This window comes from Pedococcus sp. P3_C7 (assembly GCF_056402615.1).
Genome location: NZ_JBFUHC010000003.1, coordinates 248,791 through 273,405, shown reverse-complemented (window position 1 = coordinate 273,405; position 24,615 = coordinate 248,791). Strand labels below are relative to the sequence as shown.

General features: G+C 70.7%; 19 protein-coding genes. 7 read left to right on the top strand and 12 right to left on the bottom strand.

From position 1 onward, the window contains the following. Window positions 1-27 precede the first annotated feature (27 nt). The gene (locus AC1DS4_RS05305; RefSeq protein WP_477632523.1) at window positions 28-843 is read right to left on the bottom strand and encodes an alpha/beta fold hydrolase; all 816 of its coding nucleotides are present in this window, start codon (window positions 841-843) and stop codon (window positions 28-30) included. A gap of 96 nt (window positions 844-939) precedes the next feature. On the opposite strand from AC1DS4_RS05305, the gene pruA reads away from it, so the two are divergent. Then, window positions 940-2,568 carry an L-glutamate gamma-semialdehyde dehydrogenase gene (gene pruA / locus AC1DS4_RS05300; RefSeq protein WP_477615046.1) on the top strand — a complete coding sequence of 543 codons (1,629 nt, stop codon included), beginning with the start codon at window positions 940-942 and terminating at the stop codon, window positions 2,566-2,568. 88 nt (window positions 2,569-2,656) lie between these two features. On the opposite strand, the gene AC1DS4_RS05295 is transcribed toward pruA, so the two are convergent. From AC1DS4_RS05295 to AC1DS4_RS05265, 7 genes are all read right to left on the bottom strand, one after another. Continuing rightward, window positions 2,657-3,148, bottom strand: coding sequence for a DUF2505 domain-containing protein (locus AC1DS4_RS05295; RefSeq protein WP_477615047.1), 492 nt, complete (start codon window positions 3,146-3,148; stop codon window positions 2,657-2,659). 66 nt (window positions 3,149-3,214) lie between these two features. Then, complete coding sequence (locus tag AC1DS4_RS05290) at window positions 3,215-4,114, bottom strand: 5-oxoprolinase subunit C family protein (protein WP_477624348.1); 900 nt, start codon at window positions 4,112-4,114, stop codon at window positions 3,215-3,217. Further along, window positions 4,111-4,791, bottom strand: coding sequence for a 5-oxoprolinase subunit B family protein (locus AC1DS4_RS05285; protein WP_477632524.1), 681 nt, complete (start codon window positions 4,789-4,791; stop codon window positions 4,111-4,113). Before AC1DS4_RS05285 ends, AC1DS4_RS05290 begins: the two co-directional genes overlap by 4 nt. 6 nt (window positions 4,792-4,797) lie before the next feature. Further along, the gene (locus AC1DS4_RS05280; RefSeq protein ID WP_477624349.1) at window positions 4,798-5,568 is read right to left on the bottom strand and encodes a LamB/YcsF family protein; all 771 of its coding nucleotides are present in this window, start codon (window positions 5,566-5,568) and stop codon (window positions 4,798-4,800) included. After that, complete coding sequence (locus AC1DS4_RS05275) at window positions 5,565-6,101, bottom strand: hypothetical protein (RefSeq protein ID WP_477624350.1); 537 nt, start codon at window positions 6,099-6,101, stop codon at window positions 5,565-5,567. Before AC1DS4_RS05275 ends, AC1DS4_RS05280 begins: the two co-directional genes overlap by 4 nt. Beyond that, a complete protein-coding gene (locus tag AC1DS4_RS05270) occupies window positions 6,098-6,406 on the bottom strand; it encodes a hypothetical protein (RefSeq protein ID WP_477615052.1) in 309 nt (102 codons plus the stop codon). The genes AC1DS4_RS05275 and AC1DS4_RS05270 overlap by 4 nt, the downstream gene beginning before the upstream one ends. A gap of 98 nt (window positions 6,407-6,504) precedes the next feature. Further along, window positions 6,505-6,663, bottom strand: a complete 159-nt coding sequence (locus tag AC1DS4_RS05265; RefSeq protein WP_170212756.1) for a DUF6131 family protein — start codon at window positions 6,661-6,663, stop codon at window positions 6,505-6,507. A 209-nt stretch (window positions 6,664-6,872) separates the two neighbouring features. Between AC1DS4_RS05265 and AC1DS4_RS05260 the strand changes: the two genes are divergently transcribed. Then, on the top strand, window positions 6,873-11,807 hold the full coding sequence (locus tag AC1DS4_RS05260; RefSeq protein WP_477624351.1) for an NAD-glutamate dehydrogenase: 4,935 nt from the start codon (window positions 6,873-6,875) through the stop codon (window positions 11,805-11,807). Between the two features lie 33 nt (window positions 11,808-11,840). On the opposite strand, the gene AC1DS4_RS05255 is transcribed toward AC1DS4_RS05260, so the two are convergent. Then, window positions 11,841-12,257, bottom strand: coding sequence for a hypothetical protein (locus AC1DS4_RS05255; protein ID WP_477615054.1), 417 nt, complete (start codon window positions 12,255-12,257; stop codon window positions 11,841-11,843). A 149-nt stretch (window positions 12,258-12,406) separates the two neighbouring features. Between AC1DS4_RS05255 and AC1DS4_RS05250 the strand changes: the two genes are divergently transcribed. Further along, a complete protein-coding gene (locus AC1DS4_RS05250) occupies window positions 12,407-13,033 on the top strand; it encodes an MOSC domain-containing protein (protein ID WP_477632525.1) in 627 nt (208 codons plus the stop codon). 116 nt (window positions 13,034-13,149) lie between these two features. After that, window positions 13,150-14,643, top strand: a complete 1,494-nt coding sequence (locus AC1DS4_RS05245) for a sensor histidine kinase (protein ID WP_477632526.1) — start codon at window positions 13,150-13,152, stop codon at window positions 14,641-14,643. Window positions 14,644-14,717: 74 nt separating this feature from the next. Here AC1DS4_RS05245 and AC1DS4_RS05240 read toward each other — a convergent pair whose 3' ends face one another. Continuing rightward, window positions 14,718-14,966 (bottom strand): WhiB family transcriptional regulator, encoded by a 249-nt coding sequence (locus AC1DS4_RS05240; RefSeq protein ID WP_477615057.1) that lies wholly within the window; start codon window positions 14,964-14,966, stop codon window positions 14,718-14,720. 486 nt (window positions 14,967-15,452) lie between these two features. Between AC1DS4_RS05240 and AC1DS4_RS05235 the strand changes: the two genes are divergently transcribed. Continuing rightward, a complete protein-coding gene (locus tag AC1DS4_RS05235) occupies window positions 15,453-15,869 on the top strand; it encodes a hypothetical protein (protein ID WP_477632527.1) in 417 nt (138 codons plus the stop codon). A 68-nt stretch (window positions 15,870-15,937) separates the two neighbouring features. On the opposite strand, the gene AC1DS4_RS05230 is transcribed toward AC1DS4_RS05235, so the two are convergent. Together AC1DS4_RS05230 and AC1DS4_RS05225 are read right to left on the bottom strand one after the other, a co-directional pair. Then, on the bottom strand, window positions 15,938-16,348 hold the full coding sequence (locus AC1DS4_RS05230; RefSeq protein ID WP_477615059.1) for a PPOX class F420-dependent oxidoreductase: 411 nt from the start codon (window positions 16,346-16,348) through the stop codon (window positions 15,938-15,940). A gap of 97 nt (window positions 16,349-16,445) precedes the next feature. Further along, a complete protein-coding gene (locus AC1DS4_RS05225) occupies window positions 16,446-20,807 on the bottom strand; it encodes an FtsK/SpoIIIE domain-containing protein (RefSeq protein WP_477632528.1) in 4,362 nt (1,453 codons plus the stop codon). A gap of 259 nt (window positions 20,808-21,066) precedes the next feature. Here AC1DS4_RS05225 and AC1DS4_RS05220 point away from each other — a divergent pair, with 259 nt between their 5' ends. Together AC1DS4_RS05220 and AC1DS4_RS05215 are read left to right on the top strand one after the other, a co-directional pair. Beyond that, window positions 21,067-23,205, top strand: a complete 2,139-nt coding sequence (locus AC1DS4_RS05220) for a hypothetical protein (RefSeq protein WP_477632529.1) — start codon at window positions 21,067-21,069, stop codon at window positions 23,203-23,205. 184 nt (window positions 23,206-23,389) lie between these two features. Then, entirely contained in the window at window positions 23,390-24,613 is a 1,224-nt protein-coding gene (locus AC1DS4_RS05215) for a CpaF family protein (RefSeq protein ID WP_477632530.1), read from the top strand. Window positions 24,614-24,615 lie beyond the last annotated feature (2 nt).

Sequence of the window (24,615 nt, the reverse complement as noted above, 5' to 3'; positions counted from 1 at the left end):
CCGAACAACGGGGGATCGGGCCGACGCTCAGAACTGGTCGGCGAGCCAGGGGTCGACCAGCGCGTGGAAGGCGTCCGGCACGTCCCGGCGGACGCAGTGGTCGGCGTCCAGCACCTCGATCCGCACGTGCGGGTTGCCGATCGCCTTCGCACGCAGTCTGATCGGCTCAGGCAGCAACGTCGAACGCTCGCCGATGACGACCAATGTCGGCACCTCGATCGCAGCGACGAACTCCTCCCACGGCCGCGTGAAGGAGGCGACTCCGAGGCCCAGGAAGTCGAGGTCGACCTCGGTCTTGGCCTGCGCCCACGGGGCGAACTCCTCCTCGGGCCAGGTGGGGTTGTCCTCCCGACCCTGGGCGAGCTGGCCCTGGGGGTCGTCGACGAAGGCCCGACAGTCTGCGATCCGCTCGGCGACGACAGACGGGCCCTGCACCCGGAGCTCAGGGTCGCGCCAGGCGGGCTCCTCGAGGACTGCGGCCCGCACGAGGTCGGGGCGGCGAGCGGTCAGGGCTGTCGCGATACCGCCACCCATCGAGTGCGCCACGAGGGCCACGGGACCACTGGCCGAGGCGAGGTGCTCCAGCGTCGCGAGCGCGGCGGCATACATGTGCTCGATCGAGTCCTCGGAGGCGCGCTGCTCCGGCGTGAAGCGTGGGGAGCGGCCGTGGCCGAGCAGGTCCAGCCCGACGACGCGGTAGCTGGGTGACCAGCGGCGCACGGCATCGGGCCAGCAGTCGGCGGAGTCGCCCAGCCCGTGCAGCAGCACGATCGTCGGGGTGGCTGGGTCGGCGGATCCGGACCAGCCGTAGGCGAGGTCGGCGGCGTCGAGGGCGGGCGGCATACGTGACACCATAGGTGGGCGCTGCGCTGCCCCAGAGAGCTGTTTGGACTGCAGCCGCGCCCGAGCCACCGAAGCGACCCCGAGGAGCCTGCCCACATGGATGCCGTCACCCAGGTGCCCGTCCCCGTCAACGAAACCGTCCTGGACTACGCGCCGGGCAGCCCCGAGCGCGCCTCGCTCGAGGTCGCCCTCGCAGAGCTGGGCAGCGCGAGCATCGACCTGCCGCACACCATCGCCGGCAAGCGGGTCATGGGGGCGGGCAAGAAGATCGAGGTGCGGCAGCCGCACGCCCGGCGCAAGGTCCTCGGCACGATGCGCAACGCCACGGTCGGCGACGCCCAGTCGGCGGTCGACGCGGCGAAGGCGGCGGCCCCCGGGTGGCGCGCCCTGTCCTTCGACGACCGGGCGGCGATCCTGCTCAAGGCCGCCGAGCTGCTGTCCGGACCGTGGCGGGCCCACCTCAACGCCGCGACGATGCTCGGACAGTCCAAGACGGCCTACCAGGCGGAGATCGACGCGGCCTGCGAGCTCATCGACTTCTGGCGGATCAACGTGCACTTCGCGCGCCAGATCCTCGCCGAGCAGCCTCCGCTGAACTCCAAGGGCATCTGGAACCGCACCGACCACCGGCCGCTCGAGGGCTTCGTCTACGCGATCACGCCGTTCAACTTCACGGCCATCGCGGGCAACCTCCCCACCGCACCGGCCCTCATGGGCAACACCGTCGTGTGGAAGCCGAGCCCGACCCAGCAGTTCGCCGCCAACCTGACGATGGCGCTGCTCGAGGCAGCGGGCATGCCGCCCGGGGTCATCAACATGGTCACCGGCGACGGCCTCAACGTCTCGAAGGTCGCGCTGGCGGACCGTGATCTCGCCGGCATCCACTTCACCGGTTCGACCCCGACGTTCCAGCACCTGTGGCAGGAGGTCGGCGCCAACCTGCCGAACTACCGCACCTACCCGCGCCTGGTGGGCGAGACCGGAGGCAAAGACTTCATCCTCGCGCACCCGTCGGCCGACCCGGATGTGTTGCGGACAGCCATGATTCGCGGTTCGTTCGAGTACCAGGGCCAGAAGTGCTCGGCCGCCTCACGTGCCTATGTGCCCCGGTCGCTGTGGAAGAAGATCAAGGCAGACCTGGTGTCGATCACCAATGGCCTGACCCAGGGCGACGTCACTGACCTGTCCAACTTCATGGGTGCGGTCATCGACGAGCGGGCCTTCGCCAAGCACAGCGCCGCGATCGACCGGGCCCACGCGACTCCCGGCGTGGACGTCGTCGCCGGTGGCACCTACGACGACAGCGAGGGCTGGTTCGTCCGCCCGACCGTCCTGGAGATCGACGACCCCACCGACGAGTCGTTCCGGACCGAGTACTTCGGCCCGATCCTGTCGGTGCACGTCTACCCGGACCGCCAGTACGACAAGGTGCTCGACCAGATGGAGAGCTTCGCGCCGTTCGGCCTGACTGGCTCGATCATCGCCCAGGACCGCATGGTCATCGCCGACGCCACGCACCGGTTGCGCTTCGCCGCGGGCAACTTCTACGTCAACGACAAGCCAACGGGTGCCGTCGTCGGGCAGCAGCCGTTCGGTGGCGGACGCGCGTCGGGCACCAACGACAAGGCCGGCGCGGCCCAGAACCTCCTGCGGTGGACGAGCGCGCGCTCGATCAAGGAGACCTTCAACCCGCCCACGCAGCACGCCTACCCGCACATGGGCTGAGGACTCGCCAACACACGGAAGGGCTTGGAACCGTTGTGGTTCCAAGCCCTTCCGTATGCCGCGCGCGGACACGCGGCGTTCCTCACCGCTAGCGGGCGAGCCATTCCTGCGCGGTCGTCGCCTCGATGTCGATGGCCTCCTCGATCGGCGGGGCGGCAGCCTTCTCGATCTTGCCGCCGATGAGCGGGACCTTGGCCTTGAGCTCGGCCTCGAGCTGCTCGACCGTGCCCGCCCCTCCAGGAGCGATCGCCAGCGTCCCCGTGAGGGCGATCGGGGCCCCGGCAACGGCCATGGCGACGGTGCCGCGGCGGCTCCCGTCGGGCCCTGCCGGGCCCCAGTCCTGGGTCTCGGTGACCTTGAGGGTCTCGCCCACCATCGACTTGGCGAAGTCGGGCAAGCCGTCGCTCGGCAGGATGCGCATGGTCGTGATGACGGTGTGGTCCCCGACGGTCTCGACGCCTGCGGAGTGCTTGATGGCTGCCGTGGCGGCGCACTTCGCCTCCTGGAACTTCACGTCCGACAGGACCGCGAACACCTCCTCCGGGCTGGCGGCGTACTCGATCGACTTGGCGATCTTCATGCGTCTTCTCCTGTCGCGGGTCTGTGCCCGCCGTGCGGCGGACGTCGCGTCGTCAGCGTAGCCACGTCATCGTGAGGACCGCGACGACACCAGCCGCAGACGCACGGGCTGACCGGGGACGAGCTGGGCGGCTGCGTCGGCGGAGCGGGACGTGAGGACTCCGACGACGGGGTATCCACCGGTGACCGGGTGGTCGGCGAGGAACAGGACCGGATGCCCGTCGGCCGGCAGCTGCACGGCTCCGCGGACGACGCCTTCGCTGGGCAGCTCTCGGCCCTCGAACCCGGCCGCACGGCTGAGGGTGGGGCCGTCCAGACGCACCCCGACGCGGTCACTCGCGGCGTGCACGAGCCAGGCGGGTTCGGTGAGCGCGGCGAGGTCGCCGAGCCAGTCGCTCCGGGGTCCCGGTGCCAGGTCGAGCGTCGCGGTGCCGGCGGAGGGCGCAACCACGGGTGCGACGTCGACGAGGGGTTCGCCCACGGGGGACCCGACCGGGAGCTGGTCGCCCTCCCGAAGTGGGACCGGGCCGATGTGGGAAAGCGTGTCGTACGAACGGGATCCGAGGACCGATGACACTGTGATGCCGCCCCGGACGCTGACATAGCTGCGCACGCCAGTGGTCGGGGTCCCGACCGTCAGGACCGAGCCGTCGCGCACGAGGAACGGCGCGGCATACCCGACGGGGGTCCCGTCGACGGTGGCCGGGCCCGGCGCACCGGTGAGGACCATGGTGACGCTGCCGTGCGCCCGCAGGGTGAGCCCGCCGTGGTGGCACTCCAGCGCGGCGCGGTCAGTGGGTTGGCCGAGGAGCCGCGCGCCGAGCGTGAAGGCGCCCAGGTCGGCCGCGCCCGACGGGCCCACGCCGAGCGATGCCAGGCCCGGCCGGCCCAGGTCCTCGACGAGGGTGAGCGGCCCCGGCGCCACCACCTCGAGGCGGGCGTATGCCGGGTGCCCGCCTTCCGTCACCGGTCGCCTCCGGCGTCGACGAACCTGACGAGCAGCCCAGGTCGCAGCAGCGCCGGGGGTTCGCGGTCGAGGTCCCACAGGACCTCGTCGGTGTGGCCGATCAGCTGCCACCCACCGGGGGAGGACCGTGGATAGACCCCGCTGAACTCGCCGGCCAGTCCGACCGCGCCGGCCGGGACCCGGGGCCGAGGGGTGGCTCGCCGCGGGACGTCCAGCCGCGGGTCGCCGTCGACGAGGTAGGCGAAGCCGGGGGCGAACCCGGCGAAGCCCACCCGCCAGGGCCGACCGGTGTGGGCGCTCACGACCTCGTCGGGCGTCAGGCCGGTGAGCCGGGCCACGTCGTCGAGGTCGGGCCCGTCGTAGTGCACCGGGATCTCGACGACGTAGCTGTCGTCGGCGTCGGTCAGCACCGACTCCGACGGCAGCTTCGGGTCCCCGGTCCGCGCCGGGAGGCGGTCCGCTCCGGCCAGGAGGCGGTCGACCTCGGGGCGCACGCCGGCGAGGTCACGGGCCGAGGCCGTGACGAGCAGGAGGGTCCGTGCCCCGACCACGGCGTCGAGCAGACCGGGTGGCCGTTCCCGGACCCACAGGTGGTGGTGCAGTGCGAGCACCTCGTCGAGGGAGTCGAGCTCGACGAGGACCGCGTGCTCGCCGCTCGGCAGCACCCGCCCGTTCACGACGTCCTAGCCGGCGACCGCGACGAACGGCGCCAGCCTCACACCGGCGGCCTCGAGACCGGCGCGGACCGCGGTGGCCATGGACACCGCTCCGGGGCTGTCGCCGTGGACGCAGAGCGAGGCTGCGTCGATCCGCAGCGGCGCTCCATCGGCGGCCTCGACCTCGCCGGTGACGACCAGGCGCACCGCCCGCGCCGCGACCGTGTCGGGGTCGTGCAGCACGGCTCCGTCGCGGCTGCGCGGGACGAGGCTGCCATCGGACAGGTAGGCGCGGTCCGTGAAGGCCTCGGTGACGGTCGGCAGCCCGGCGGCGTCGGCCAGGCCGAGCAGCACCGAGCCGGGCAGCCCCAGAAGCGGCAGCGACGCATCGACCCTGCGCACCGCCTCGACGACGGCGGCGGCCTGGGCCTCGTGGTGGACGAGGGCGTTGTAGAGCGCCCCGTGGGGTTTGACGTAGCGCACGACGGTGCCGGCGGCCAGGCAGATGCCCTGCAGCGCACCGATCTGGTAGATCACGTCGGCCATGAGGTCAGCGGGATCGACGTCGATGAACCGGCGACCGAACCCGGCGAGGTCCCGATAGCCCACCTGCGCCCCGATGACCACGCCGCGTCCGGCGGCCTGTTCACAGACCCGGAGCAGCCCGCGAGGGTCACCGGCGTGGAAGCCGCACGCGACGTTGGCACTCGTGACCACGTCGAGCATCGCCTCGTCGTCGCCGAGGGTCCACCGCCCGAACGACTCCCCGAGGTCTGCGTTGAGGTCGATCGTCGTCATCGGCGCAGCGCTCCGGCGTGGGCGGCGAGCACGCCCTGCGACTCGCGCAGGGTCGTGGCCAGACGTTGGCGGCGCTGCCCGACCATGGCGGCGACCGCGTCGAGCTGGGCCTGCAGCTGCTCGCGATGGGCCTCCTGGCGGGCACTCGTCGTGCCGTCCGCGAGACCGCTGACGCCCCAGGCGGGGACGAGCTCACCGTCGGCGACGCGCAGTCCCGCTGCCTCGGCGCGGTCGATGAGCAGGCGAGCCTGGGCGATGGCTTCGGCGAGGTCGCTCGCATGGGCCTGGAGGGCCGAGCCGATCCCGTCCGTCTCGCGGGCCGCCGCCGCGGCGGCGGCGTCGAGTAGGTCGACGCGACGTCGGGCCGGCACGAGCGCCGCTCGCGGGCGGGCGCCGTCACCAGCCTCGAAGGAGTCCTGGTCGAAGGCGTCGTGGGCCGCTCGGCCGGTGGTGCGCAGCCGCGTGGCCAGCCGCCGCAGGGTGCCGCCGAGCTGGGAGCACGACGCCGGGTCGCCGATGACCGTGCTCGTCACCGGGACACCTCACCGAAGGTGCGGGTCGACGTGCGTGACCCGTCGGCGTCGGACCCCGAGCCACCCACGTTCAGCGCCGCGACCCGCAACACGTCGGCCAGGTCGGATGCCGTCGCGTCGATCTCTCGCAGCAGGTCGGCTGCCTGCTCCACCCAGGCGTCGAGAGCCGACTGCGTCTCACGGTGGCCCACCTCGGGGAACTGCGCGAGAAGCTCCTCCGCACCCTGTCCGGCGCACTCGCGCAACGGCCCCAGGGCCGCGCCGAGGGAGCGGAGACGGTCGGGATCGGCCGGAGCGGGCGGCATACCCATCACTGTAGTGAAGGCATGGCAACGGCCCCCGGAGATACCCACATGCTTGGAAGTGGGCACTCCGGGGGCCGTTCGTCACGAACTGAGTCCGATCAGTACCAGTGCTTCCGGCCACCGATGGCCCGACCGGTGCCACCCAGGACGGCCAGCACCAGCCCGACCACGATGAGGATGGCGCCAATGGTCACGAGGACCTTGAGGCTGGCGACCAAGAGGCCGAGAATCAGCAAGACGATGCCGAGGATGATCACGTGGAGCTCCTTCTGTTCGTGTTATGCAAACACCCCACCTCACCATAGATTCCGAAAAAACACACCTTGACCTGCGCAAACAAGCGGTGCGAGGGGCTGGTGGGGCGGGGTGTGCCGCGTGCGTGCGACGAGCGCTAGTCTCGGTTGCGGCGCACATCGTGGTGCGGCCACGTGCATGACGATCCACCGTGCATGACGAACCACCGAGCATGACGATCCACGTGAGGGTGAAGTCGACAGCCATGTCCGTGTCGTTGGAGCAGTCCCGTCAGCAACTCCTGCACACCGCCGCCGAACGCGCGGACCACGGGGGTGGTGAGGCGGTCGAGCAGTTCCTGCGCACCTACTACCGACACGTGGCCACCGAGGACCTCCTGGCGCGGGCGCCCGAGGACCTGCTGGGTGCGGCGATGGCGCACCGCGAGCTGGCCCAGGACCGCCCGGTCGGCACCGCCAAGGTCGAGGTGTTCAACCCCGAGGTCGAGGAGCAGGGCTGGGCCAGCGGCCACACGGTCGTGCAGATCGTCACCGACGACATGCCCTTCCTCGTCGACTCGGTGAGCGCCGAGCTCCAGCGGATGGAGCGCTCGGTGCACCTGGTCGTGCACCCGACGATGCGGGTGCGCCGCAACGCCACGGGTGAGCTCGAGGAGCTCGTGCTGGGTGACGCAGACGCCGCGTCGACCGCGGGGTCCTACGGCTCGGGCGACGGCGGTTTCGGGTTGGTCCGCGAGTCGTGGATGCACCTGGAGATCGACCGCGACAGCGACCCAGCACAGCGCGCCGAGGTCGCCGAGGGGCTGCGCCGCGTGCTGGGCAACGTCCGCGAGGCGGTCGAGGACTGGCCCAAGATGAAGGCCACCTGCTCCCAGGTGGCCAAGGACCTGGTGGACTCCCCGCCGACCGGCATAGCCGACGACGAGGTCGAGCAGGCCCACGGGCTGCTCGAGTGGCTCGCCGACAACCACTTCACCTTCCTCGGCTACCGCGAGTACGCCCTGGAGCGCGGCGCCGACGGCGACCGGCTCGAGGCCGTCCAGGGCACCGGGCTCGGGCTGCTGCGCTACGACCGCCCGGGCGACGGCGTGCTGCTGAGCGAGCAGGCCAGCGTCGTGGCGCGGGCCCGTGAGCTGCTCATCATCACCAAGGCGAACTCGCGGGCGACCGTGCACCGCAACACCTACCTCGACTACGTGAGCGTCAAGCAGTTCGACGTCTCGGGTGAGGTGACGGGGGAGAAGCGCTTCCTCGGCCTGTTCACCTCGAGCGCCTACACCGAGTCGGTGACCCGTGTGCCGGTGTTGCGCGACAAGGTCTCCGCGATCTTCCAGCGCACCGGGTTCCTCCCCGACTCGCACTCGGGCAAGGACCTCCTCGAGGTGCTCGAGAACTACCCGCGCGACGAGCTGTTCCAGGCCGACGAGGAGGCGCTCTACGACAACGCGACCTCGGTGCTGCACCTGCAGGAGCGCCGCAAGACCAAGCTCTTCCTGCGTCGCGACCGGTTCGGCAGGTTCGTGTCCTGCCTCGTCTACATCCCGCGCGACCGCTACAACACCGCGGTGCGACTCAAGATGGAATCCATTCTGCGGCAAGCCTTTCCGGGTGCCACGGTGGACTTCACCACCCGGGTCTCCGAGTCCGTGCTGGCGCGGCTGCACTTCGTCGTCCGCGTACCGGCGGGCGAGTCGATCCCGCCGATCGACGAGGCTGTGCTCGAGCGCCAGCTCGTCGACGCGACCCGCACGTGGGACGAGGACCTCAGCGAGGCCGCCCGCACCGAGCACGGCGAGGAGGCGGCTGCGCGCCTGACTGGTCTCTATGGCCGCGCCTTCCCCGAGGCCTACAAGGAGGACTTCACCTCCCGCATCGGAGTGGCCGACATCCGGCACATGGACGCGCTCGAGGGCGACGACTCCACCGGGCTCAACATGTACCAAGAGCCCGGCGCCCCGGCCAACGAGCGTCGCTTCAAGCTCTACCGCCGCAGCCCCCTGTCGCTGACCCAGGTGCTGCCGATGTTCACCCACATGGGGGTCGAGGTCGTCGACGAGCGGCCCTACGAGATCTCGCGCGGCGACGGCGTGAACCTCTGGGTCTACGACTTCGGCCTGCGGGTCCGCAACGACAAGGTGTGGTCCGGTGACGGAGGTCGCGACCGGTTGCGCGAGCTGTTCCAGGACGCGGTCGGCGCCGTGTGGCGCGGTCAGGCGGAGTCCGACGGGTTCAACGCGCTCGTCCTCGGGGCCGGGCTGACCTGGCGCCAGGTCGTCATCCTGCGCACCGTCGCCAAGTACCTCCGCCAGACGGGCTCGACCTTCTCGCAGGACTACGTCGAGTCCGCGCTCGCGTCCAACCTCAAGCTCGCGGGCAAGCTCGTGGCCCTCTTCGAGGCCCGTTTCGACCCGAGCCGGTATGCCGGTGCGGCAGGTCCCGAGCGCGAGGCTGCGCAGAGCGCGTTGTGCGACCAGATCACCAAGGACCTCGACGACGTCAAGAGCCTTGACCACGACCGGATCATCCGCGCGTTCCTCGGCGTGATCACGGCGACGCTGCGCACGAACTTCTACCAGGCCGACGCGTCGGGCGCGGACAAGACCTACGTCTCGATCAAGCTCAACCCCAAGAAGGTCCCCGACCTGCCGGCTCCGAGGCCGCAGTTCGAGATCTTCGTCTACTCGCCGCGCGTCGAGGGTGTGCACCTGCGGTTCGGGCCGGTCGCCCGGGGCGGGCTGCGCTGGTCGGACCGCCGGGAGGACTTCCGCACCGAGGTGCTCGGGCTGGTCAAGGCCCAGATGGTCAAGAACGCCGTCATCGTGCCGACCGGGTCCAAGGGCGGTTTCTACGCCAAGCAGCTGCCCGACCCCACGGTCGACCGGGACGCCTGGCTGGCCGAGGGCATCGGGTCCTACAAGGTCTTCATCTCGGGGCTGCTCGACCTCACCGACAACCGCGACGGGTCGCAGATCGTGCCCCCTGCCTCGGTGGTGCGGCACGACCCCGACGACTCCTACCTCGTGGTCGCGGCTGACAAGGGCACGGCGACGTTCTCGGACATCGCCAACGGCGTGGCGCAGTCCTACGGCTTCTGGCTCGACGACGGGTTCGCGTCGGGAGGGTCCGCCGGCTACGACCACAAGGCCATGGGCATCACGGCTCGCGGGGCCTGGGAGTCGGTCAAACGGCACTTCCGCGAGATGGGCCATGACACCCAGACCAAGGACTTCACCGCCGTCGGGATCGGCGACATGTCGGGCGACGTCTTCGGCAACGGCATGCTGCTCTCCGAGCACATCAGGCTGGTCGCGGCCTTCGACCACCGTCACATCTTCATCGACCCCGATCCCGTCGCGGCGACGAGCTTCCCGGAACGCCAGCGGCTGTTCGACCTGCCCCGCTCGTCCTGGGCGGACTACGACACGTCGCTGATCTCCGCGGGCGGAGGGGTGTTCGACCGGTCCCTCAAGTCGATCGCCATCACCCCGGAGATGACCGCGGCGCTGGGCCTGCCCAAGGACGCCACGTCGATGACCCCGGCCGCGCTGATGAAGGCGATCCTCCAGTCGCCGGTCGACCTGCTGTGGAACGGCGGCATCGGCACCTACGTCAAGGCCGCCAGCGAGGTCAACGCCGACATCGGTGACCGCGCCAACGACCCGATCCGCGTCGACGGTGGGCAGCTGCGCTGCAAGGTCGTCGGCGAGGGCGGCAACCTCGGCCTCAGCCAGCTCGGCAGGATCGAGGCGGCCCTGCACGGTGTGCGGGTGAACACCGACGCGATCGACAACTCGGCAGGCGTCGACACCTCGGACCACGAGGTCAACATCAAGATCCTGCTGACCGCACTCGTCAAGGCCGGCGACATGACGCTCAAGCAGCGCAACACGCTGCTCGCGTCGATGACCGACGACGTCGCCCACCAGGTGCTGCGCGACAACTACGAGCAGAACGTGCTGCTCGGCAACGCCCGTGCCCAGGAGCACCCCATGCTCCCGGTCCACCAGCGGCTGATCCACTGGCTCGAGGAGCGCGGCGACCTCGACCGTGCCCTGGAGTTCCTGCCGACCGACACCGAGATCGACCGCCGGTTCGCAGACGGCCTGGGCCTGAAGTCGCCGGAGTTCTCGGTGCTCGTGGCCTACGCGAAGCTGGCTCTCAAGGAGGACCTGCTCCCCTCGGAGCTGCCCGACGACCCCTGGTTCCAGGCGACCCTGACCGAGTACTTCCCCGCCGCCCTGCGAGAGCAGTTCGCCGGCGAGCTCGCCGAGCACCCGCTGCGGCGCGAGATCATCACCAACTCGGTGGTCAACTCGATGGTCAACCGGGGTGGCATCACGTTCGCCTTCCGTGCCATGGAGGAGACCGGCGCGACGCCGGAGCAGATCGCCCGGGCCTTCGTGGTCTGCCGCGAGATCTTCGACCTGCCGGGCTTCGTGCACGAGGTCGAGGCCCTCGACAACGTCGTGTCCACCGATGTGCAGAGCCAGCTGTACCTCGAGTTCCGGCGGCTGATCGACCGGTCGATGCGCTGGTTCCTCACCTCGCGGCCCTCGCGCCTCGACGTCGCCAACGAGGTGGCCCGGTTCGGCGAGGTGGTCGGCCAGTTCGCCCCCCAGATCCACGACCTGCTCAAGGGTGCCGAGCTCAAGCGCTTGCAGCGCAACGCCTCGAGCCTGGAGAAGCTCGGTGTGCCTGAGGCCCTGGCGCTCAAGTCCGCGAGCCTGCTCGACCAGTTCTCGCTGCTCGACATCGTCGACATCGCCACCGACACGGGGGAGGCGCCGACCGACGTGGCACCCCTCTACTTCGTCCTGTCCGAGAGGTTCGGCATCGACGCGATGCTCACCCGCGTCACCAACCTGCCGCGTGACGACCGGTGGGACGCGCTCGCGCGCGGCGCCCTGCGCGACGACCTGTATGCCGTGCTGGAGAGCCTGGTGCGCTCCGTGATCGACGCGTCGACGTCGGGCGCGACACCGGTGGAGCGCTACGAGCAGTGGGCCAAGGCCAACGCGGAGAGCCTGGCCCGCGCCAAGACTGCTCTGTCAGGCATCGAACGGCTCGACAAGCCCAACATCGCCGCGCTCTCGGTCGCCCTGCGCACGCTGCGCTCGGTGATCCGCTCCGGGGCAGCCAGCTCCTGACGGCTTTGCCGAACCGACAGCCCTGCCCGGGTCCTAGGGGCTCAGGGCGCTGACGACCTGCCCGACGACGACCACCGCCACGCACAGGGCGGCGAAGCCGAGCACCACCCACAGGCACCCCATGCCGGGACGGGGCTGCTTGGTGAACCCGATGTTGCCCCTCGCGAACTGGTGCAGGGGCGAGGCGTACCAGACCTCGACGACCTGACCGGGGGCCACGGTCGTGTCGAGGGACGCCTGGCCGTAGGTCCGCATCCACTGGGCCTGCATGTCGAGGTGGTTGGGCCCGGCGTAGACGGGCAGGTCCTGGGTGCCGTAGCGAGTGGGCACGGGGTATCCGTTGATGCGGAGCGTGGGCGTGAGGGCGTTGCTGGTCATCACGTTGCCCTGGATCGTCAGCCGGATGGTGCCCAGCGACGCGGCCGGCGGAACGGGAGGCTGGTCGGTCATGGTCCGCGAGACTAGGCGGAAATGGACGGCGATGTGGCGTGATCGTGCGGTTAGGGTGACCCGGGTGACCGCTGAGCTGACGAAGTACCAGGTGGTCCTGGTGACCCGCTACCCGGTGAAGTCCATGGGTGGCGAGACCCTGTCGACCGTTGAGGTCGGGCGCGAAGGGGCTGCTCGCCGACCGCGAGTACGCCGTCTACGGCGCCGACGGCAAGCTGGCCAGCGGCAAGCACACCCGGCGCTTCCGCCGGATGGACCCGGTCTTCGAGCTTGCTGCCGTCAAGCTCGGCAGCGACACCGTGGTGCGGTCGGCCGACGGGAGGGAGGTCCTTGTCGGGCAACCGGATGCCGACGCGGTGCTGTCGGAGCACTTCGGCGAGCCGGTCACCCTGCGACGCGAGACCGACGTGATGCACCAGGACCAGGCGCAGCTGTCCATCGTGGGCAGCGCCACCCTCGCCGAGCTCGGTCGTCACGAGGGCGACGGTCGACCTCTGGACCCGCGGCACCTGCGCGCCAACATCGTGGTTCGGACCGATCAGCCGTATGCCGAGGAGTCGTGGGTCGGGCGCGAGGTCGCCATCGGGACGGTGCGGGTGCACGTCGCCGAGCCGATCGAGAGGTGCCGCATGGTCGGGGTGGCGCAGGTGGGCCTCGCCGCCCGCGGCGGCATGCTGAAGGCGATCAGCGACCACCACGACCTCAACGCGGGTCTGTACGCCTCGATCCTCCACCCCGGCACGATCTCGGTGGGGGATCCCGTCACGCTCGCCTGACCCTGCAGCCGACAACCCCGGAAGTCGCCGGCCCTGCCCGACCCGAACCGATGAGCACGGTGCGAGCCGGGCGGGCGCACCGTGGGTGGCAACGTCTCGCCGATTAGGCTTCCCGCGTGCCCACCCTCAACGAGGTCCTCCAGTCAGCGACCGACCTCGCGCCCGCCGAGGTCGAGTGGCTGCAGCTGCTCGTCGGTGACTGGCAGCTCATCTCCGACCTGTCCTTCGCCGACCTGGTGCTGTGGGTGCCGGGCGGGATCGAGGGCTGGCTCGCCGTCGCCCACGTCCGCCCGACGACGGGACAGATGGTGTTCTTCGAGGACGTCGTGGGCCGTCGCACGCATCGCGGGCGGCAGTCGTTGCTGGACCAGTCCTACCTCGACCAGCGCATCGTCCGCGAGAAGGACCCGATCTTCCGCGACGACATGCCGGTCCGCGAGGAAGCCATCCCCGTCGTGCGGGGAGGGCGTGCGCTCGCGGTGATCACGCGGCATACCAACCTGGCGGCGATGCGCACGCCGAGCCGTCTGGAGCTGACCTACCAGGCGCTCGCCGACGCGTTGGCGCGGATGATCGCGGCAGGGGAGTTCCCCAACACGGCAGCGCCCACCGGGCAGCGGCGTGGCGCGCCGCGCGTCGGGGATGGCGTCATCCGGCTCGACGTCAACGGGATCGTGTCCTACGCCAGCCCGAACGCCCTCTCGGCCGTCCACCGCCTCGGGCACGTCGGCGACGTCATCGGCGAGCTGCTGGCCCAGGTCGTGGCCGACCTCCTGCGGGACGAGTCACCGGTCGACGAGTCGCTGGCGCTCGTCGTGACCGGGCGGGCGCCGTGGCGCACCGAGGTGACCTCGCGTGGCGCGAGCGTCTCGATGCGCGCGATCCCGCTCACCGAGGGGGGGCACCGGATAGGCGCGCTGCTGCTGCTGCGCGACGTGTCCGAGCTGCGGCGCCGCGAGCTCGAGCTGCTCACCAAGGACGCGACCATCCGCGAGATCCACCACCGCGTGAAGAACAACCTCCAGACCGTCGCGGCGCTGCTGCGGCTCCAGGCGAGGAGGCTGCCCGAGGGAGAGGCCGGTCGGGTGGCGCTCGAGGAGGCGGTGCGACGCGTGGGGGTCATCGCGCTGGTCCACGAGACGCTGAGCGCGGGCTTCGATGAGACGGTCGACTTCGATGACATCGCGGTGCGAGGGCTCCAGGCCATCACGGAGGTGGCCAAGGTCGAGCACCCGATCACCTCGGCGGTGCAGGGGTCGTTCGGCACGCTGCGCGCCGAGGACGCGACCGCCCTGGCCATGGTGCTGTCCGAGCTGGTCCAGAACGCCGTCGAGCACGGCCTCGCCGAGACCGGTGGAGGCACCGTCGAGGTCGAGGCCCACCGCACGACGGACGACCGCGGCGACGAGCTCCTCACCGTGACGATCACCGACGACGGGGTGGGTCTGCCGGGCGACTTCAGGCCGGGTGGCTCGGGGCTCGGCACCCAGATCGTGCAGTCGCTCATCCAGGACCTGCGGGGCCGGATCACCTGGGAAGCAGCAAAGCCGCACGGGACGCGGGTGCGTTTCATCGCGCGGCTTCGGCCACTGGGGAGGGAGCTCGCCTGACGGCGGTCCCTGTTCTGTGCAGTTGTGGGGGTTGTGTGGTGCGGCCGACGTGAGTCGGTGGAGGAACGCTCGGGTCAGCCGGCGCGACGGGCGCGCGCGTTGCGGCGCTTGAGGGCGCGGCGCTCGTCCTCGGACATGCCGCCCCAGACGCCGGCGTCCTGGCCGGACTCGATGGCCCACTTGAGGCACACGTCGACAACGGTGCAGCGTCGGCACACAACTTTTGCTTCCTCGATCTGGAGGATCGCCGGGCCGGTGTTCCCGATCGGGAAGAACAGCTCAGGGTCCTCGTCGAGGCAGGCAGCGCGGTCGCGCCAGTCCATGAAGATCGTGCTCCTTGCGGTGACAGGGGGGTTCGCGTCCGTGTGGTGGGCCCTGGGTTGCGGACCTCACGGCACGGACGCGTCATTGCGGGGTGTGCGGGGTCGTTCACCTGAGAGTCAGGGCCGACCGGCAAGACTAGCCGACCCATGTCCACACAGGGAGAAACACGTGCGCACCCATTTTGGTGGGGTGGACGCACTTCTGCCAACGGGTTGCCGGGTGTTTCTGTTCCAGCCTCACAGATCGGGCTCAGTTTCGGGCGTCTGAGCACAAGATATCGCCCGCGTAACAGTGAGGTGTTGGTCACATGTCGGACGGAGACGGCCCGCAAGGGCCATTTCGCGCGTCCGAATCCCGGTCATCCGCGCCCAGCGGGTGGCCTCGACAGCCCACGTGTGGCATGGCCGGCCCCCTGTTGGCTGACCTGAGGGCACGTTCGGTATGCCGCGTGCGCGCCGTCCGCGCGCGGGCCTAGCCTGAGTCCCGTGACCAGTCCGGCCCCTGCCCCGTCCCGCCCTCGCGACGTGTTCCGCTCTGTTGCTGCAGGGGTGTGCGCCGTGCAGGTCGTGACGCTGCTGGGGTTCGTCGTGTTCTACCTCTGGGAGCTGACCCAGGACTCAGCCGACGACGTCACGCGCGTGGTCATGTCAGCGTTGTTGATCGCCGTCTTCGCTGTCGGGATCGCAGCCATGGCCCGGGGCTGGCTGCGCGGCGACAACTGGCCGAACACCCCGACCGTCGTCTGGAACGCGCTGCTGCTCCCCGTCGGCTGGAGCCTCGTGCAGGGTGGTCGAGGCCTCGTGGGTGCGCTCGTCATCGTCGTGGCGCTGGTCGGCATCGTGGCGGCGATCCGGGCCAGGACGACGGACTCCGAGGACACCGAAGACCTCTCGACGGACTGAGCCGGCCGTGCCGGGGCCGGGTCGGGCCGCGCCCGGGCAGGTCCGAGCCCGGCCGGTCCGAGCCTGGCTCAGACGGCGTCAGGCGCCGGCGTGATGCGCAGCATGACGCGCTGCGGGGCGCCGCGGCGGAGCAGCCGCTCGATCCCCATGACGAGGCGGTACTCGAGCCCGTACTTGGCGCCCATCACCTCATCGAGTCGGGTCGTCGCGTGACTGCCCTCCACGACCTCGGCCATGCCTGCCACCGGCGGGACGGAGTTGTCGATGGTCCCGCGACGGCTGGACGGCTGCAGCTCGATGCGCTCGTCGTTGCGCACCCGCTTGACCTTGCCACTGCCGCTCGGCGTGGTCACGACGAGCGTGTCACCGTCGCGGCCGACCCACACGGTGGTGGGCACGCCTTCGCCAGACTTGCGGAACGTGGTGAGGGAGACGAACTTCTCGTCGCCGAGGGCGGCCAGGTCAGGGGTGAGAGTCACCTCCTGACCCTAGTCCGGACCCGCCCCGCGCGCAGGGCGGGCTCGTGCCGCGGCGAGCTTCGCGTAGATGGCTGGTCGGGGCTTGGTAGGGGGCTGGTCAGGGTTGGTCGGGGGCTTGGTCGGGCATCGCGACCTGCAAGGCCGTCGCGACGCCGCCGTGCACGAGGTAGCCCCGACCAGGGAGGGCAGCGCGGTCGACCGGCACCCGGACACCGAACACGTCCGCCCCGGCCGAGGTCTCCGGTCCGAGCAGGACCCCCGTGCGGTCTCGGGCCAGCTCCACGGTGAGGCCGCGGTACTGCGCGGCGAGGGTGCTCGCGTCGCAGCCAGCCACCAGGAGGCCGTCGTCGCGGTCGACCACTGCGGCCACCTGCCTGAGCGCGGCTTCGACTGCGGAGTCGAGCAGCTCGTCGGCGTTGTCCACCAGCACGGCCAGGTTCGGCACGTCCCGGCGCAGCGCCACGAGGCCTTGGGGCTGGGTCGGGTCGTCGCACCACGTGACCCGCGGGTCGCAACGAACGGCTCCCCAGGGACCCGGTCGGGTTGCGACAACGGCCAGACGTCGCCCCCGCCTCAGCAGCTCGGTGGCGATCATGGCGAGCGTTGTCGACACACCAGATCCGTTGCTGCCGGCCACGATCCAGCGTCGGCCATCTCGGTCGGGGGACAGGCCCTGGGCAGCGAGCTCGTCGCCACCCACACCGATCGGCACCAGGTCGTCGTGCCCGGAAGGTCTCGGCAGGGACGCGGCGCCCACCCGATCCGGGAGGGCGTCGACCCGCCAAGGCAGGCGGGTCGGCGAGACCGCCGCGCCCGACGTGGCCGGCGCGCCCGACGTGACCGCAGGCATGCCCGGTCGCGGCGACGCGAGGGCGAGCTGGACCTCGGTGCCGTCCAACAAGATGCCGCGGCCGGGCGGCTGCGAGCGGGGCACGGCCCTCGCTGGGAGGCCCGCGAGCAACAGGTCGGCCGGGTCGGCAAGCCTCAGCAGGACCCGATGGGCCGTGGCCGAGGCGGCGCGTCCGACCAGGAGGGCTCGCTCACCCGCCAGCGCTGCGGTGAGTCCCACCCCGGCTCCCTCCCGAAGCAGCCCCAACAGTCGCTCCACCACGGTGCCGTGCGCCACCTCGTCGGTGCGCTGGGCCAGCACGTCCCAGTCGTCCACGACGACCAGCAGCCCGGGAGGCGCGAGGTGGTCACCCGCCTGCCACCAGGCGGCCATCGTGGCGTGATCGCTCGCAGCGAGTCGCTGCCGGCGGTCGGCCACGTCGCGGGACAGCCTGGCGACCAGGCGCTCAAGCCTGGGCAGGTCGTCCCACCCGACGTGTGCGCCGCAGTGGGGCAGCGCCTCGAGGTGGGACAGCGAACCCCCGCTCACGGCATACACGTGCAGCCGAGTGGGGTCGAGCGCGGAGGTGGCGCCGAGGGCGACGGCCGACAGCGCACTGCTGCGTCCGCTCCCCGCGGTGCCGACGAAGCCCCAGTGACCCGGCGCAGCGAGATCGACCTCCAGCGGAAGCTGTCGCTGTGCCTCAGGCTGGTCGGCGAGCCCGATGGGAATGAGGTACCCGCCTTTGGCAGACAAGTCCTCTGCCTCCAGCCGTCTCGGCAGGGGAGGCAACCACGGACTGGGTGCCGCACGTGCGCCGATCTGCGCGACAGCTTCCGCCACGACCTCGATGATGTCCGCGAGGTCCGAGCCCACCGCCTCCTGGTCGCCGGGCGCGACAGGCCACGGTGCCGGCCCGTGGTCCCACTCGACCGCCCTGACGCGTATGCCGCTGGGCGCGGCCGGGCGGGAACGTCCGCCCGCGTGGGCTGCCTGGAAGGTCACCAGGGATCCGCCTCCGGCCCGAGCGAAACCACGCCCCGGTACGGCGCGATCGAGTCCCGCGGCATCGGGAGCGTCGATGACGTCGTCGGAGTCAGCGCGGTCGCGGACGCGCAGGGCGATGCGGAGGTTGACGTTGGCCTTGATGTCGGCCGTCACCACTCCCGCCGGTCGTTGCGTGGCGAGGATGACGTGGACGCCGAGGGACCTGCCCAGGGCGGCGACGCGGACGACCCCGTCGACGAACTGGGGGAGCTCTTCAGCCAGCGCCCTGAACTCGTCGACGACGATGACAAGTCGCGCAAGCGGACACGCTGCAGAGGTCGACGAGGACTGGTACGCAACGAAATCCGTGACCGCAGCCTCGGCGAGCAGCCGCTCACGCCGCGTGAGCTCGGCCAAGAGCGAAGCGAGGGCGCGGTCAGCGAGATGGTCATCGAGGTCGGTCACCACGCCGGCCACGTGGGGCAGGCCCTGGCACTCGCGGAAGGCTGCGCCACCCTTGTAGTCGACGAGGACGAACGAGAGGTGCTCGGGACGGTTGTGGAGCGCGAGAGAGGCGACCAGGGTCCGCAGCAGCTCCGACTTGCCGGCGCCGGTGGTGCCGGCCAGGAGAATGTGCGGCCCGTCTTCGGCAAGGTCCACGGTGAAAGGGCCCTCGGCGGTGACGCCGATCGGCACGGCCGTGCGGTGTGGTGTCCGTGCCCAGCTACGGACCAACGCGGCCGGGGCGTCGTCGGGTGCGTCCCTGTCCTGCGCGATGCCCAACAGGTGGGCAAGGCCGAGGGCTGTCGGCAGCGACTCGTCCCTTCCTCCGGGTGTCGCGTCCCGCAGCGGAGCGAGCCCCCGGCTGAGCCGGTCGGCCCACCAGGCGCCGGCCCGGTCCACGACGAGGTCGGTGGCGGCACCGCCCGGGAGGTGCAACGAGGCGCGGGCAGGGGTGGTCAGGTCGAGAACGGCCCCGGACTCGGACGGCAGCCCGGCGCGGTCCTCGTTGAGGGCGACCACGCAGATCCCGACGGACGGACCGTGCTCGAGCACCTCGGCAAGGTCGGGGAGGCCACGCAGGGCAGAGGCTCCGTCGAGGACCACCACCGTGCGAGAGCCGGACCACCGGCTGGTAGCGACGGCCGGAGCCGAGCGGCGCGCCCGGACTCGTTCGGCCAGCTGGACGACGGCGGCACGGGCGGTGCCGTCGTCGTCCAGGCCGCTGACCCACTGCCGGTTCGTTTCGCCATCCGGTTGGCGCACGTGGGGGAGTCGACTCATCCATGACCAGGCCGGGTCAGCTCGCAGTGCCCCGGCGACGAGGACGAGGTCGAGATCGAGGGGGGAGTGCAGGGCGACGAGCTGGCCGAGGACGACGCGCAGCACGCCCATCACAGCGCTGCGCTCACCGCAGACCCCCAGGACCCCGATGCCGGCCAACGAGACGGCGCACGGAACCTGTTGCACCGCAGGATGTTCCGCGCCCTGGTCGCCGGGCGGTCGGATGACCCGCACGGTCGCTGCTGTCGTGCACTGGCCGATGCTCACCGTGAGTGCGTCAGCGTCTCCGCGACGTCGCTCCCAGAGACGGGCGCCTGGCAACGTCGCGATCGCGAGGATCTCGGAGGGGTCGGGTAGCGCTCGTCGGAGTGAACGCGACTCCTCGGCGCAGGCCGCCGCCACGCGCTGTCCGGCGCTGGCAAGGTGACGTTCGTATGCCGCGTGCTCCGCGGCATACGTCCGCTTGCTCCCGAGGCGGTCGCTCAAGGCGGTGCCCGCCATCAGGAGGGGGCTCATCACCGCGAACGCAAGCATCATCGGACCGAAGAAGACCGCCATGACGGCTGCGAACGGGACCGGGAGCAGCATCGCGATCCAGGGCACGCGGGCGCGGCCGGGCGCCTCCGGCGGTGACGGTAGCGCGATCGACACGGAAGCAGTGGGCGAGAGCAGCCGGGGCCGCCTGTTGACGGCGCGGGTCCCGTCAGGTCGAGCACTGAGCGCGGCCGGAACCGCGGCCGCCGGACGCAGGACCAGCACGGTGTCGCCGACCTTGACGGTCGTACGGACCACCAGGTGAACGGGTTCTGAGCCGACAGGGGCACCATCGAGGTCGGTGCCGTTGGTCGACCCGAGGTCGGCAAGGGTGATGTCGTCGACCGTCACCCGGACAGCAGCGTGCAGCCGAGACAGTCGCTGGTCGTCGAGACCGATGGTCGCCTCGTCGGAGCGACCCACGGTGTAGTACCCCGGTGCCAGCTCGACCGTCCGACCGGCGTCGGGTCCATGGGCGATCGCCAGGGCGACCGGGGTGCGCGGGGAGCTGCGGGCAGGGGGCCCGAGCGGACGCCTGGAGGCGAGGGCGATCGCCGCACCGTCGACGAGCAGCCCCAGCCCCAGCAAGGCGTCGTCGGCGACGGGGATCCCGCCGATCCAGATGACCGGGTCCCGCAGCTCGTCGCGCGTCTGGTCGGCCACGAGGTGCGGTGCGTGGTCGGCCAGGAGGTCCCCCAAGGCGGTGGCCAGGTCGGACGAGGTGGCACCCACGGGAGCCTCGACCTCGACCTCGACCTCGACGGGTCGGGGCGACGGCGCGACCCGTCCTGTGGAACGGCGCACGACCGTCAGCTGTAGTCGCATGCCACGACCGTAGGCAGGGAGCGGAAGGGGTCCATGTGGTTATCCACCACTGTGGACGACAAGGACCGAGCCGGTACGTTACCCCCTAGTGTTCCGTGGACGTCCGCAACCGGAGGCAGACGAGGGGTTTGCCGACCGGGGTCTGGGACGTTGTCGACGTGTTCACGCCGGGGGATGGCCTGAGCTCGGTCGCCTGCCTGCACCCCTCTGACCTGCGGCGTTGCTCGATCACGACGGGCGCGCCTGTTAGCCTGACCGCGTGCGGGCGGTCGCCATCCCGCGGTGGACACGGGGGGTGGGGCGCCCTCCGCCGGGACCGTGCGTTCTCGCGTTCCTGCTGACCGTGGTCGGCGCCACGCCGCTGCTGTGGAATGGTCGATACTTCTTCCGCGGCGATACCCAGATCGCGTACCTGGGCTGGTGGTACCACTTGGGCGAAGCCGTGCGCGAGGGCCATCTCCCCCTCATGGAACCCTTGGCCTGGGAGGCCGGAAACTACGCCGCGGAAGGACAGTGGGGACTGTTCAGCCCCCTGACGATCCTCATCGGCGTGTTGGCCACGGTCGTGCCCGACGTCGTCGTGTTCGTCACGGTGTTGAAGATCGGGCTCATCGTTCTCGGTGGCGTCGGCACGTACCTGGTCGCCACCAGCTACGGCGCCCGTGAGCCCTTCGCCCTCGTGGCCGGACTCGTCGTGGGGCTCTCCGGCCAGTCGGTGTTCCAGGACTGGCCCTCGTGGGTCAACGGTCACATGGGGGCGGCACTCCTGCCCTGGGCGTGGTGGTTCATCCGGCGGGCGATGGCGGGGCGCAGCCCGGCGGGCGCGCTGATCCTGTGCTACCTGGTTGCCGCCGTCGGCTACGTCTACTGCGCGATGTGGCTGACGGTGATCTTGCTCGGCTGTCTGGTCGACGCGGCGCTGTCCCGCTCCCGACCAGAGCTGTTCACGGTCGTCGGCCTCTTGACCTTCAGTGGGTTGGTCTCGGTTGCGGTGTATCTGCCTGGCCTGCTGACCTCGCCCGTGACGATGAGGGACTCGTGGGCGGTGGTAGGGCGGGGCGGGTTCACGGTGGACCTCCAAAGCCTCTTCTCGTCGATGTTGCCGACGCGGAAGAGGAGCTACCTCGTCTGGCTCCTCCCAGCGGTCCTGTGGATTGACCTCGGACGGCTCCGGCGCTCGTCGCGCGACCTGGCTGGCGCAGCTGTGGCGACGGCGGTCCTCCTCCTGTGGGTGCTCGGTCCGAGCGCTGTCGGGCCGTTGCGGTGGCCGATGCGCGTCGTGCCGGCCCTGATGGTGCCCCTCGTCGTGCTGCTCGCCGTGATTGCCTCTCGATGCCTCCCCACGCGGGTCTCGCGGTCTCGCCTGATCCTGTCGCTCGCGTGGGTGTGCGGAGCCGCCTACGTCGTGGTGGCCCGTGACCCGGGCCAAGGCAAGCAGGCAGCGCTGGGTGTGGTGCTTCTGGGTTTGGCGCTGGGGATGACGGCCTGGTCACTCGGCCATCGGGGGGCGCGCACGACAACGGGCGTTGTCCTGGCCTGGACGGTGGCGTTGTTCGTCGTCCTGTTCGCCCTCTACCCGGTTCCTCCCGCGGCCGATCGACACATGCCTGCGGCGCCGGCGCAGTATGGCGGCCGGATCCCGTCGGCCCGTGGCGACGTCATGGTCCTAGGAGAAGCGGGGGGTCAGATCCAACTCAACCCGGCCATCGCTGACGAACTTCTCATCGGTTCGTCGTGGTACCTGGGGCGCGGGGATGTCCAGAACGGGTACTCAACCATCAGGTTCCGCAGGTTCAGCGAGAGGTTCTGCCGAACGGTCAACGGTGGCACGTGCGCCAGGGCGCTGAGCGCGCTGATGTCGACCGAACCCACGACGGGCCGGCCATGGGCTGACCTCCTCTCGGTCAGCTCCGTGGTCCTGTACCGCCCGTCCTTTCCGACGAAGGACCTCATGCGTCCACCACAGGGGTGGAGGGTGGCCGGGGTGACCACCCACACCGTTGTCTGGACGCGAAACCACGCCGTCCCCTCGGCCGGGGGTGTGGTGGCGACCTCCGCGGGCGTTGTCGTGGACCGGGAGTCCGTGACCGATCGTGTGGTCAGACTCCGAGTGACCAGTTCGGGGTCGGGCCGTGGAACGGTCACCTTCAGCCGCCTCGCCTGGCCGGGCTACTCCACCGAGGGCGCCGAGCGGGTGGCGCCGGTCAGCGGCATGCTCCTGCGGGTGGCACTGCCTCCCGGTTCGAAAGGCTCCACCATCACCCTGCGATGGGACCCGCCCGGTTGGACGGTTGAGCTGTCGGCACTGTCGACGGCTGTCCTCGGCGGAGTGGCGTGGATCCTCTGGTTCTGGGCTGACCGGTCGCGGTGGCGCCGACGCGAGCCACTGGTCGAGTGACACTCGCTCGACCTCGGGAACGAGGCTGACCGGCCGAGGGGAGTGTCCGGGCGGTTGCCCCGTGCCCTGTGGACGGGCAGGAGCGGGCTGGAAAGTTACCCGCTAGTATGACGCAGACGTCCGCAGCCGGAGGCAAACGAGGGGTTCGCCTACCAGGGGGGTTGGGACGTCCTGGGGGGATGAGATGGACGCTGTCATGACCGTTGAGTCCGAAGTTCGGGAGCTCATCCGCCGGTCAGGGGTTGACCCTGTCCGGGACGTGGGGGAGCTGGACCGACTCGTGCGCGACGCGGTGGCCGACTACGACGAGCGCTCGCTGCACGGGAGCCTTCCGGCACTGGCCGACCTCGAGCACGCGGTGAAGTCGGTGAAGGACGCGGTGGCGGGGTTCGGTCCGCTGCAGCCCTACTTCGACGACCCCGAGATCGAGGAGATCTGGATCAACGAGCCCACGAAGGTGTTCGTTGCCCGTGGAGGAGTCTCCGAGCTGACCACCACGATGTTGACGGCCGACTCCGTCCGCGACCTCGTCGAAAGGATGCTCAAGACGAGTGGTCGGCGGGTCGACCTGTCGAGTCCGTTCGTCGACGCCGTCCTCCCGGACGGGTCACGCCTCCACGTGGTCATCCCGGACATCACCCGGGCGCACTGGTCGGTCAACATCCGCAAGTTCGTGGTCCGTGCAGCGCACCTCGACGACCTGGTCGGGCTCGGCACCCTGACGCCGCACGCCGCGCGTTTCCTGGGCGCCGCCGTCGCCTCCGGGCTCAACATCCTCGTGGCGGGAGGGACCCAAGCCGGCAAGACGACGCTGCTCAACTGCCTGAGTGCCGCCATCCCACCACGCGAACGAGTCGTCACGTGCGAGGAGGTCTTCGAGCTGAAGATCCCGCTCAGGGACGTGGCATCGATGCAGTGTCGTCAGCCCAGTCTCGAGGGCACCGGGGAGATTCCACTGCGACGACTGGTCAAGGAAGCGCTGCGCATGCGTCCGTCGCGGATCATCGTCGGAGAGGTGCGTCAGGCCGAGAGCCTCGACCTGCTCATCGCCCTCAACAGCGGTCTGCCCGGCATGTGCACCATCCATGCCAACAGCGCTCGCGAAGCCATCACGAAGATGTGCACGCTGCCGCTGCTCGCCGGCGAGAACGTCGGTAGTCGGTTCGTCGTGCCGACCGTCGCGGGGTCAGTCGACATCGTGGTGCACGCCGCGCTCGACCACGATGGGGTCCGGCGGGTTCGCGAGATCGTCGCGGTACCGGGGCGGGTCGAGGGTGACGTCGTCGAGACGGCCGACATCTTCACCCAGCGTGAGGGTGTGCTCCGTCGAGCAGACGGTTTCCCGCCGCATCCGGAGCGGTTCCGACGCGCCGGGTACGACGTTGCCGCCCTCTTGGCCCAGGAGTGACC